The sequence below is a fragment of the Synechococcus sp. CS-1332 genome, assembly GCF_025127995.1.
Lineage (GTDB): Bacteria > Cyanobacteriota > Cyanobacteriia > PCC-6307 > Cyanobiaceae > Cyanobium.
The window spans coordinates 1-10,420 of the sequence record NZ_JAHLYP010000012.1 but is presented as its reverse complement, the minus strand read 5'-3'; the positions used below and the strand labels follow the sequence as shown (position 1 = coordinate 10,420).

Genomic DNA, 10,420 nt, shown 5'->3' with positions numbered 1-10,420 from the left:
GGACGCAACCTCCTGCGCCGCAAAGCGGAACGAGGCCGCAACCCACTCGGCGCAGGGCTTGTCCTTGATGTCAAGCGTGAGGGTCATCGGCAGCGCCTCGAGCAAAGGATGACGCCGCACCGGGCTGCCGACGAAGCCGCACACGAGACGCGTGGGCGCGCCGCCGCCGCGGTACACCATGCGCAGCAGTCCGTCTTCGTCCCGTTGCACCAGGGGATCCGGGTCCAGCGGCGACAGGCCCGTCTGGCTTGCCAGCAGGTGCGGGTTGTTTCGCGGCAGCAGCACGATCTCGCCGGCGCGCACGATCACCGGCGGCGCACCCTCGACCTCGACCACCATCTGGCCATCGATCACGTAGTGGAACGCGACCACGCATGGCGGCAGTTCATCATCATTGCGGAAGTCCTCGGGGCCGACGCGCGAGGCCACGCACCAGGGCGCGGTGAACTCTGCGTCGAGGAAGATGCCACCGGAGATGCGCAGCGCCTTCAGCACGTCGGACAGGGCATCCATCAAAACCTCCCTCGTTCGGGGACGGGTTACCACCAGGCGGCGGATCGGCAAAACGCGGCGGCGCCTCGGCCATGGGCGTCACACTTTCCAATTCATAAGGTACTGCTTCCGATCCGTCACCGGTGATTGAGTGACGACCCCTACACATTGCCCAGGAGAGTTCCAATGAACCAGCGCGATTCCGCCGGCTTTGAGATGACCGGCACCACCGCCGAAGGCCTGGCCCACTACGAGATCGCCACGCATCAGCTCCGCTGTTACATCAGCGACCCGGTCGCCAGCGTCGACGCGGCGCTGACCTCGGCGCCGCAGATGGTGATGGCGCATGTGCTGAAGGCTTACCTGCATCTGCTCGGCACCGAGCCGCTCGCCCTGCCGGTGGCACGCGGGTGCCTCGCGGCGGCGGCAGACCTCCCCGCAACCGAACGCGAACGCGGTCACCTGGAGGCTGCGCGCCTGCTCACCGAAGGCCGCTGGCGCGCCGCGGGCCGCGTGCTCGAGGACGTCAGCATCGCCTACCCGTGCGACACACTGGCGCTGCAGGCCGGGCACCAGATCGACTTCTTCCGCGGCGACTCGCGCATGCTGCGCGATCGCATAGCGCGCGCGCTACCGGCCTGGAGCAACTCCATCCCGGGCTACCACGCGCTGCTCGGCATGCATGCGTTCGGGCTGGAGGAGACCGGCGACTACGCGCAGGCCGAGAAGCAGGGCCGCAAGGCGGTCGAACTGCAGCGGCACGACACCTGGGCCTGGCACGCGGTCGCGCATGTGTACGAGATGCGCAACCAGCCCAGGGAGGGCCTGGCCTGGATGAGCCTCGACACGGACGCCTGGGCCAAAGACAGCTTCTTCGCCGTGCACAACTGGTGGCACCAGGCCGTGTTCCATCTGGAGCTGGGCGCGACCGACGACGCGTTGCGCCTGTTCGACGGGCCGGTCTTCGGCGCCCGCTCGAGTGTTGTCCTTGAGCTGGTCGACGCTTCGGCCCTGCTGTGGCGGCTGATGTTGCGCGGCGTGGACGTCGGCAGCCGCTTCGAGGTGGTGGCCGACAACTGGGAGCCGATCGCCGCCGCCGGCAACTACGCTTTCAACGATGTGCACGCGATGATGGCCTTCGTCGGCGCCGGCCGCGCGAAGGAACAGCAGGCGGTGCTAGAGGCCCAGCGCGCGGTGATGGACGATGACCTCACCGTCTCCGCCGACAACCTCGAGATCACGCGTGAAGTCGGCCACCCGGCCACGCGCGCGATCCAGGCCTTCGGTCAGGGCCGCTACGCCGAGTGCGTCGAGTTGCTGCGGCCGATCCGCCACGCTACGCACCGTTGCGGCGGCAGCCACGCGCAACGCGACCTGTTCGACCAAACGTTGATCGAGGCGAGCCGCCGCGCTGGGCTCGATGCTCTCACCACCGCTCTGGTTCGTGAGCGCGTCGCGCTGCGTCCGCGCACGCCTCTGGCCGCGCTGTTGGAACAGCGCGCGCGGCCGCTCGCGAAGGCGGCCTGAGCCCGAGTCCCGTACTCCTGTGCCCGGACGATTGCCGGCCGTCCTGGCGCACCGCCGTCCCGGGCCAGCAGCCGTCCTAGCCACGTTCGCACCGGTTGGAGCCCAGTGCGCAGGAAATGCATGGCCAAGTCGCCGGCTCAAACGGCCATGGCCTCGGAACGTCAGCTCTTGCTGATCAGATCAGATCACCGCGACCACAGCGAGCGACGGCTCATTGGATCCAAGCGGTCATCCACCTTGAAAATGGCGACCGGCAGGAATGGTTCGACTTAGTGCTTATACCTCATTCTAGAACTCAACCCGCATTGGCAAGAACGCGATGCCGTGTGCTTCGACCTCTGCTCCCACGGGCATAAAGCCAAAGCTCTTATACGTTGGCACGGCGTTCATGCTCGAGTTCACAGTGACCTCACTAACGCCAAGAACGTCAAGCGCGTGATCGCGCGCCTTGCGCCACAAGGCACGGGCGACGCCCTTACGCTGATGCTCGGAGGCGACGAACAAGTGAAAGAGGTGAGTCATATCGCGTATGGCGATGAAGCCAATTACATTCCCTTCAGCCTCGGCAATCAGGTACGAATAGCGGGGCGATTCCAAATACTGCCGTTCAGCCTGTTCAGACACCGACGCGAGGTATTCTTCCGCACCAGCACCACTTGGATCTGGTGTGAGCATTGACTGAAAGCTACCGATCAGCTCGGCGATCAACCTCGCGTCTGCGGGAGTGCCTGGACGGATGTTCATGACGCCTAACGCTCGAGATAAGCGGCGGGTAGTTGCGCATTGCATTCATCAGGCATTCTGGGCCCCTCCCGCTAAATCTTGAGGTTGGGCAGCATGATCCAAATCATGGGTCATGACCAGTGAATCTCCACAAACTCGGTTCTTCATTCTTGATACTTCGCGAAAACCGAGTCTAGAATAGAAAAGCACAGCCGGGTTCTCCTCGCGGACCGAAAGAACTATTCGGGGGAAACATGGCTTGGCTGATTCTATCAAGTGCTTCATCAGAACTGTTCCCACTCCTTGACGACGAGCTCGCGGCATGACGGCATTGCGAGTTCAGGCACCTGCTCGTCTCCCAACTTGTACGGTCCCTCAGCGCGACACAAACGCAGCCATGCTGCCCCAAGTACCTCCCCAAATCCGTCTCGGGCAATGACTCCAAAGTCACCTCTCTTCGTTCCCCATTCTGAAACATAGGTGCTCAAGTACGGATCCGATCGAGCATGAACTATTTGCTCCTCGCCGCCAGATCCCATCCAAGCCACGAAGGTGAGCATTAGCCACAGCACAGATTCATCCTGGGCTCTGGCCTCCGTTACATAGATCTGGGTGTTTGCTTCCATTACCGAGCCTTGAAGGCCCAACGCTTTATTGGGAGGTTCCGTGAACCACCCTCATCCCAAGACTTCAGCCACATAAAAACGGAGTCTTGAGCAGGCGATTCGACCATGACGCTCTCGCTGCAGCCGATACGCCCAAAGGCGCCGATCGAGACGAGCGCAATAGACGGACCCGATAACCCCCTGTTCGTTTCGCTAAAGAAGCACCATTCCGCTGCCGGCTGACCCATCCCCTTCACCCCCCCCCTCAAACCTTCGCCAGCGTCACCCGCTCCGGCTGGTGCTGATACTTGCCCTGGCGGTCGTTGTAGGTGGTGGCGCAGGGATCACCTTCGAAGAACAGCAGCTGGCAGATGCCTTCGCTGGCGTAGATGCGGCAGTCAGCTCCGGAAGAATTGCTGAACTCCAGGGTGAGGTGGCCCTCCCAACCGGCTTCAGCCGGGGTGGTGTTCACGATGATGCCCAGCCGTGCGTAGGTGCTCTTGCCCAGGCAGATCACCGTGATGTTCGTCGGCACCCGCATCCGCTCCAGCGCTACACCCAGCCCGTAGGAATGGGCCGGCAGGATGAAGTAATCGCCGTCCTCATCGCTGTGCAGCGGCGCCGGCTCCAGGTTCGCCGGGTTGAACCGCTTCGGGTTCATCACCGTGCCCGGCACGTGGCGGAAGATCAGGAATTCCTTCGGCGACAGCCGCAGGTCGTACCCGTACGACGAACACCCGAAGCTCAGCACCGGTCCGGTGCGGGCCTCCGGATCCAGGTGGCGCACCAGCGTCGGCTGGAACGGCTCCAGCATCCCGCCGGCGGCCTGTTCGTTGATCCAGTGGTCGTTCTTGAGCATGGCGTCAGCCGCCGCGGCGCAACTGGGTGACCTGATCCGCCATCGCCATCAGGCTGGTCGGCATCGAGGGGCCCGTCAGGATGACATCCAGATGGGCCGGCCGCTGCTCGAGCGCCTCGATCACCGCCTCGGCGCTCAGATAACCCAGGGCCACCGCCAGCCCCAGCTCATCGAGCACCAGCAGATCCAGATCGCCCTTCAGCAGCCGCTGGCGGCTCACCTCCCACACCTCCTCCACCGCTTCGAGCGCCTCCTGGGCCGTGGCGCCATCCGGCCCCTGGGAGCCCGGCGGCCCATCGAGGCAATGGGGCGTGCCCGGCCGTAGCCACTCCAGCCGGCCGCACAGCCGCAAGCTGCCGGCCGGCCCCTGCTCCACGCCCCCCTTGAGGAACTGGCTCACCAGCACCCGGCTGCCCAGCCCGGCGCTGCGCAGGGCCTGGCTGAACACCGCCGCGAAGCTGCCCCGGAACGGCGCCGTGTGGATCTGCAGCAGCCCCTCCGGCTGGCTCACCAGCCGCAGCGGGGCCGCCAGGGGTGGCACCAGCGCCACAGGGCGATGGGGGTGGGATGTGTCGATGAGGCTGGCGGTCATGGACACCCAGGGAAGCGTTGGCGTGAAGGGTCCGGACGGCTAGCCCCAGCCCCTCACCTCCCGAATGTAGCGGCCCTAGCCAGCTCGGCACACCATCGGTAGTGGCTCGGAACAGACGTACCACTGGCGCCGTTTACGCTGCCCCTTCCCTGCCCCAGCCCGCGTGCCGAGTCCCAGTGACGCCCCCCGCAACGACGGCCGCAGGGCCGACGAGCTGCGCCCCGTGGGCCTGGAATGGGACCCGATGGGCTTCGCCCTCAGCTCGGTGTTCTTCTCGGCTGGCCGCACCCGCGTGCTCTGCAGCGTCTGCCTCGATCCGGAGGTGCCCCGCTGGCGGCGGGGCTCGGGCAGCGGCTGGCTCAGCGCCGAATACCGCCTGCTGCCGGCCTCCACCCCCAGCCGCCAGGGCCGCGAACTGATGAAGCTCTCCGGCCGCACCCAGGAGATCCAGCGGCTGATCGGCCGCAGCCTGCGGGCCTCCCTCGATCTGGCGGCCCTCGGCGAACGCACCCTGCTGGTCGACTGCGACGTGCTCCAGGCCGATGCCGGCACCCGCACCGCCTCGATCACCGGCGCCTGGGTGGCCCTGGCCGCCGCCCTGGAGCGCCTCCAGCAGCAAGGCGTGCTGGAGGCCTCGCCGCTGCGCCAGCAGGTGTCGGCCGTGTCGGTGGGGCTGGTGGATGGCGAGGCCCTGCTGGATCTGGATTACTCCGAGGATTCCCGCGCCGAGGTCGACCTCAACGTGGTGATGGACGAGCAGGGCCGGCTGCTGGAGATCCAGGGCACCGCCGAAGGCGCCCCCTTCCCCCGCTCCCGCCTCGATGCCCTGCTGGATCTGGCCGAACCGGGCCTGCGGACGTTGCAGGAGGCCCAGCGCCAGGCCCTGGCTGCGGCACCGGCCGGGCCCAACGTGGTGGTGACCACACGCACGACCGGCTAAAGAGTGTCATTAGCTACATGGATCAGCCAGGCCGATCCATAGGTTCCTACCCATTCGCCACGCCTTAATGGTCGGCGCCACGCGTGGCTTCAGCCGCTACCCCAGCAGCCCATCCAGTGGATCCCCTGGCTCGGTGACGCCCATGGGCGTCCCCGGCTCCACCGCCGTCACCCTGCTGGAGGTGATCCGGGGCCTGGCCGGCAGCAGCGTTGAAACCATCGAGCGCGGCAAGACCATCTTCTTCCCCGGCGATCCCGCCGAACGCGTCTACCTGCTGCGGCGGGGCGCTGTGCGTCTCTCGCGCGTCTACGAGTCCGGCGAGGAGATCACCGTGGCCCTGCTGCGGGAGAACAGCCTCTTTGGCGTGCTCTCCCTGCTCACAGGCCAGCGCTCCGACCGCTTCTATCACGCCATCGCCTTCACCAGGGTGGAGATGGTCACGGCCCCGGCCACCTCGGTGCGGCGGGCGATCGAGCAGGACGCCAGCGTCGGGCTGTTGCTTCTCCAAGGCCTCTCCTCCCGCATCCTCCAGACCGAAACCATGATCGAAACCCTCACCCACCGGGACATGTCCTCCCGGCTGGTGAGCTTCCTGCTCGTGCTCTGCCGCGATTTCGGCGTGCCCGGCAGCGAGGGGATCACCATCGACCTGCGCCTCTCCCACCAGGCCATCGCCGAGGCGATCGGCTCCACCCGCGTCACCATCACCCGCCTGCTGGGCGATCTGCGCAACGACGGCCTGGTCCAGATCGACCGCAAGAAGATCACCGTCTTCGATCCCATCGCCCTGGCCAAGCGATTCAGCTGAACGGGCGGCCCCAGGCGGGTGCCATGGAGCCACCGGCAGGGATACTTGGTGCACCGCGGAACCGAGGCGCAGAAGGTGTCGGGTTGGCTGCTGATCCTGGCCCTTCTGGTGCTCGGCGGAGTGCTCTCCACCCTGGGCGACCGGCTCGGCAGCCGCGTGGGCAAGGCGCGCCTCAGCCTGTTCAACCTGAGGCCCCGCAAGACGGCCGTGGTGATCACGGTGCTCACCGGCAGCCTGATCAGCGCCGTGTCGCTGGCCTTGATGCTGCTGGTGAGCGAGCGCCTGCGGGTGGGGCTCTTCCAGCTCGATCAGATCGAGGATCGCCTGCGCGACAGCCGCACCGCCCTGCAACGCAACAAGGGTGAACTGCAACGCACCCGGGGCGAACTGGAGCGCAGCCGCCTCGATCTGACCAACGCCGAACGCCGCCGTGACCAGGCCCTGACCAGCCAGCGCCGAGCCCAGACCCAGCTGCTGGCCGCCGAGCGCCGCGTCGACACCCTGCGCCGCGAGCTGCAGCCCCTGCAGGCCGAGCGCGTCCGTCTGGAGGCCGAGCGGGCCCGGCTCACCAGGGAGGTGCGCGGCCGGGACGCGGAGATCCGCCGCACCGAGACCGAACTGGCCAGCGTGCGCCAGCGCATCGCCGCCGGTGCCAAGGAGCTCAAGGACCTCGAAACCAATGTCATCGCCCTGCGCCGCGGTGATGTGGTGATCGCCAGTGGCCAGCCCCTGGCCACCGCCAAGGTGCTGCTGCAGCGCCCCGACCAGGCCAAGCAAGTGATCGATGCCCTGCTGCAGGAGTCGAACCGGGCCGCCTTCCAGCTGCTGCTGCCTGGCCAGGCCCCCAACCGCCAGATCCTGCTGGTGCCGCGCAGCGACATCACCCGGCTCGAATCCCTGCTCGCCACCCCCGGCACCTGGGTGGTCAGCATCCGCTCGGCCGCCAACGTGCTGCGGGGCGAGGCCCAGGTGCTCGCCTTCCCCGACCTGCGCCCCAACCGCCAGGTGGTGGAGCAGGGGGAGGTGCTCTCCCGCACCGCCCTGGAGCCCGACGTGCGCGAGCTCGCGGCCGTGCGCAGTCGCCTCAACCTGCTGCTGGCCGCCGCCTTCGCCAAGGTCCAGCGCCAGGGCACCCTGGCCAACGGCCTCCAGTTCGATGCCGCCAGCCTCAACGCCCTCGCCCGCGAACTCAGCGAGCGGCCCGCCGGCGTCACAGCCAACCTTGAAGCGGTGGCCAGCCAGAACGCCGACACCCCCGACCCGATCAGCGTGGAACTGCGCTGGATCCGCAAGGACGCCGCCACCGGGCCCCTGCGGCCATGACATCAGGCGCAGCCGGGTCTGGCCCCCTGGCCGGCCTCGATCCAGGCCGCAGCAAGTGCGGCCTGGTGCTCACCGACCACGAGCGCCGGGAGATCCGCCAGGCCCTGGTGCTGCCCCCCGAAGCCGCCTGGCAGCTCCTGCAGGACTGGCACCGCCACCAGGCCCTGGCGGCCGTGGTGATCGGCGACGGCACCGGCAGCGGTCCCTGGCGGCGGCGCCTGGAGCCCCTGCTACCCGTGGAGCTCGTGGACGAGCGCGGCACCACCCTGGCGGCACGGCGGCGCTACTGGGAGCTGTTCCCCGCCCGAGGCTGGCGCCAGCTGCTGCCGCTGGGGCTGCGCCAGCCCCCCCGCGACTGGGACGACGTGGTGGCCCAGCTGCTGCTGGAGCGCCGGCTGGGGCGGACTCTGCTCAGAACGACGCCCGCACCGTGAAGACGTAGTCGCCGCCTGGTTCGAGCTGGTAGTCGGCCTTGAGCAGGAAGCGCAGCAGGGCGTCCTGGATCAGGGCACGCCCCAGGGAGGGCTCCACCTGAAGTTCGCCCCGGTCGAAGGCCCAGCGGAAGCGCCATTGGAAGCTGCCGGCGCTGATCTCCCCCTCCAGCAGGCAGGGGCTGAAGCTCTGGCGCAGCACCCGCAGCTGTGCGTTGGTGGCAGGAAGGCGACTCACGGGAAGCGGGGGGCTGCGACGGGTGGAGGTGGTGCCGTCGGTGTCGATCGATGCTCTCAGGATGGCGGCGGATCGGGTCGAAAACTGTTCAAGCGGTTGGCGGCCCGCTCCAGACCCACCCGGCGGATCAGGTCGATGCCCGCCTCCACCTCCTCCAGCACCGTCTCCAGCACAGGCCGGTCGGCGGCGGAGAACTTTCCCAGCACGTGCGACACCGTACGGGCCCGGCGCTCCTCGGGCGTTTCTCCGGGCGCACCGATGCCGATGCGCAGCCGCGCGAAGGACTCGCTGCCCAGGTGGGCGATCGTGCTGCGCAGGCCGTTGTGGCCGCCGGCCCCGCCCGAGGCCCGCACCCGCAGCCGCCCCAGGGGCAGGTCCATGTCGTCCACCAGCACGAGCATCTGGTCGGGCTCGAGCCGGAACCAATCGAGGGCAGCACGAATCGAGCGGCCGCTGTCGTTCATGAAGGTCTGGGGCATCAGCAGCCGCAGACGCTTGTCCCCCTGCCCGGTTTCGGCCAGCAGTCCGTGCAGGCGGCCCTGGTTGCGGAAGCTGGCGCCACCGGCGCGGGCCAGACGCTCCAGCACCATGAAGCCGACGTTGTGGCGGGTATCGGCGTAGCGGGCGCCGGGATTGCCCAGGCCCACCAGCAATTGCAGATTCAACGGCCGAACAACCTCAGCTGGAGGGCCCGGCGCTCTCCTCAACAACCACCGCCGGGATGGTGGCTTCAGAGGCGGCTGCCGGCACGACGGCAGCGGTTTCGTCAGCCGGAGGGATGGCGGCAGGGGGGCCAGAGATGTCGATGGGCTGATCGGTGCCCACGGCCGTGCGGAACTCCTTCTCGAACTCCTGCGAGGCCGACTGGAAGCCGCGCAGGGTGCGTCCCAGGGTCTTGCCGAGCTCGGGCAGGCGCTTGGGTCCGAAAACCAGGAGTCCGATGGCGGCGATGACCGCCATCTCGGGCAGGCCGATGCCGAAGATGTTCATGGACAGGGGGCGAGAGGAATCAGCCGACGCCGTTCCAGTTGACGTTGATGCCCTCAAGCAGGAGGGACTTGTTGTACAGCTGCAGGATCACCAGCAGGAACACCAGGAAGAGCAGCATGGCCACGCCCATCACGGGGGTGGTACCCCAGCCAGGCACCACTTTTCCGTACTCGGAATTCAGGGGGCGCAGCAGGTTTCCCAGACGGGTGCGTTGGGCCATGGCAGCTCGGACCTCTCGGGCACGGAATCGCGGTGCTTACTGTAAGGGTCTTGCCGGCCGCACCGAGATGGGCTGTCGAGAGTTGTGACGGAAGCCCCGCGCCCCCTGCCTCACCTGAGAGTCCCCCATGGATCCCGCCGCCAGCACCTCCCCCGCCCTCTCCGTGGCCCTCACGGTGCTCGCCGTGCTCCTGGCCCTGACCGGGTTTGGCGTGTACACCGCCTTCGGCCCCCCCTCCAAGGGCCTCACCGATCCCTTCGACGATCACGAGGACTGAGCCGCTGCGGCCTTCTGCAGTGTCCAGTGCCCCAGTTGCCAGGGGGCCAGCAACAGCTGATCGCCGCCGCCGCCGTTCGCCAGCCGCTGGCCCAGGCCGTCGCAGCGCTCCAGAACCGTCCACCCTGGGCCCGCTGAGAGGCGGCGCCGGCAGGGCCCCAGGTTCTGCACGCTGAGCAGCACTTCCCCGCCACCCTGCTGGTTGCCTTCCTTCGGCAGCGGCCCCAAGCCCACCAGCTGCAGATCGTCCCCGAGCGCGGGGAAGAACGTTTCGCCCGGCACGGCTGGCTCACCTGAGGCCGCCGCCGTCACCGGCCGGCACCAGAGCGGCTCCCGCAGCCGGGTGGCCTGCTGGGGCGCGGCGGCCGCCCGCCAGCCGCCGGTGCAGGGCAGCAG

Annotated in this window: 15 protein-coding genes and 1 pseudogene; 6 read left to right on the top strand and 10 right to left on the bottom strand. The window is 67.9% G+C overall.

The genetic code is table 11. The features are described from left to right. Positions 1 to 513 (bottom strand): cupin domain-containing protein (locus KQ305_RS02265; protein WP_259723827.1); only part of this gene is annotated, 513 nt, incomplete at its 3' end. Between the two features lie 195 nt (positions 514 to 708). On the opposite strand from KQ305_RS02265, the gene KQ305_RS02260 reads away from it, so the two are divergent. Continuing rightward, on the top strand, positions 709 to 2,019 hold the full coding sequence (locus KQ305_RS02260) for a tetratricopeptide repeat protein (protein WP_259723826.1): 1,311 nt from the start codon (positions 709 to 711) through the stop codon (positions 2,017 to 2,019). A gap of 288 nt (positions 2,020 to 2,307) precedes the next feature. On the opposite strand, the gene KQ305_RS02255 is transcribed toward KQ305_RS02260, so the two are convergent. The 4 genes from KQ305_RS02255 to KQ305_RS02245 all read right to left on the bottom strand — a co-directional run bounded on the left by KQ305_RS02255 (position 2,308) and on the right by KQ305_RS02245 (position 4,798). Then, the gene (locus KQ305_RS02255; RefSeq protein WP_399230318.1) at positions 2,308 to 2,763 is read right to left on the bottom strand and encodes a GNAT family N-acetyltransferase; all 456 of its coding nucleotides are present in this window, start codon (positions 2,761 to 2,763) and stop codon (positions 2,308 to 2,310) included. A 48-nt stretch (positions 2,764 to 2,811) separates the two neighbouring features. Beyond that, the gene (locus KQ305_RS15395) at positions 2,812 to 3,066 is read right to left on the bottom strand and encodes a GNAT family N-acetyltransferase (RefSeq protein ID WP_399230316.1); all 255 of its coding nucleotides are present in this window, start codon (positions 3,064 to 3,066) and stop codon (positions 2,812 to 2,814) included. Between the two features lie 546 nt (positions 3,067 to 3,612). Continuing rightward, positions 3,613 to 4,206 carry a dCTP deaminase gene (gene dcd, locus KQ305_RS02250; protein WP_259723824.1) on the bottom strand — a complete coding sequence of 198 codons (594 nt, stop codon included), beginning with the start codon at positions 4,204 to 4,206 and terminating at the stop codon, positions 3,613 to 3,615. A 4-nt stretch (positions 4,207 to 4,210) separates the two neighbouring features. Next, entirely contained in the window at positions 4,211 to 4,798 is a 588-nt protein-coding gene (locus KQ305_RS02245; RefSeq protein ID WP_259723823.1) for a cob(I)yrinic acid a,c-diamide adenosyltransferase, read from the bottom strand. 163 nt (positions 4,799 to 4,961) lie between these two features. On the opposite strand from KQ305_RS02245, the gene rph reads away from it, so the two are divergent. The 4 genes from rph (at position 4,962) to KQ305_RS02225 (ending at position 8,303) form a co-directional block, all read left to right on the top strand. Continuing rightward, entirely contained in the window at positions 4,962 to 5,738 is a 777-nt protein-coding gene (rph, locus tag KQ305_RS02240) for a ribonuclease PH (RefSeq protein WP_259723822.1), read from the top strand. A gap of 67 nt (positions 5,739 to 5,805) precedes the next feature. After that, complete coding sequence (gene ntcA / locus KQ305_RS02235) at positions 5,806 to 6,546, top strand: global nitrogen regulator NtcA (RefSeq protein ID WP_259723821.1); 741 nt, start codon at positions 5,806 to 5,808, stop codon at positions 6,544 to 6,546. Between the two features lie 75 nt (positions 6,547 to 6,621). Continuing rightward, positions 6,622 to 7,869 (top strand): DUF3084 domain-containing protein, encoded by a 1,248-nt coding sequence (locus KQ305_RS02230; RefSeq protein ID WP_259723829.1) that lies wholly within the window; start codon positions 6,622 to 6,624, stop codon positions 7,867 to 7,869. Then, positions 7,866 to 8,303 carry a resolvase gene (locus KQ305_RS02225; protein WP_259723820.1) on the top strand — a complete coding sequence of 146 codons (438 nt, stop codon included), beginning with the start codon at positions 7,866 to 7,868 and terminating at the stop codon, positions 8,301 to 8,303. Before KQ305_RS02230 ends, KQ305_RS02225 begins: the two co-directional genes overlap by 4 nt. Here KQ305_RS02225 and KQ305_RS02220 read toward each other — a convergent pair. From KQ305_RS02220 to psbH, 4 genes are read right to left on the bottom strand one after another with little or no spacing between them, the layout of a single operon-like run. Continuing rightward, positions 8,281 to 8,538 (bottom strand): DUF3146 family protein, encoded by a 258-nt coding sequence (locus KQ305_RS02220; protein ID WP_216907642.1) that lies wholly within the window; start codon positions 8,536 to 8,538, stop codon positions 8,281 to 8,283. The genes KQ305_RS02225 and KQ305_RS02220 overlap by 23 nt on opposite strands. 56 nt (positions 8,539 to 8,594) lie before the next feature. Then, on the bottom strand, positions 8,595 to 9,197 hold the full coding sequence (gene pth, locus KQ305_RS02215; RefSeq protein WP_259723828.1) for an aminoacyl-tRNA hydrolase: 603 nt from the start codon (positions 9,195 to 9,197) through the stop codon (positions 8,595 to 8,597). A gap of 19 nt (positions 9,198 to 9,216) precedes the next feature. Next, complete coding sequence (locus tag KQ305_RS02210; protein WP_259723819.1) at positions 9,217 to 9,528, bottom strand: TatA/E family twin arginine-targeting protein translocase; 312 nt, start codon at positions 9,526 to 9,528, stop codon at positions 9,217 to 9,219. 19 nt (positions 9,529 to 9,547) lie between these two features. Further along, complete coding sequence (gene psbH, locus KQ305_RS02205) at positions 9,548 to 9,748, bottom strand: photosystem II reaction center phosphoprotein PsbH (RefSeq protein ID WP_259723818.1); 201 nt, start codon at positions 9,746 to 9,748, stop codon at positions 9,548 to 9,550. Positions 9,749 to 9,875: 127 nt separating this feature from the next. Here psbH and psbN point away from each other — a divergent pair, with 127 nt between their 5' ends. Beyond that, on the top strand, positions 9,876 to 10,025 hold the full coding sequence (gene psbN / locus KQ305_RS02200; RefSeq protein WP_254956694.1) for a photosystem II reaction center protein PsbN: 150 nt from the start codon (positions 9,876 to 9,878) through the stop codon (positions 10,023 to 10,025). Here psbN and KQ305_RS02195 read toward each other — a convergent pair. Then, a pseudogene (locus tag KQ305_RS02195) lies at positions 10,013 to 10,420 on the bottom strand (alpha-mannosidase); the annotation flags it as partial. The gene psbN and the pseudogene KQ305_RS02195 overlap by 13 nt on opposite strands.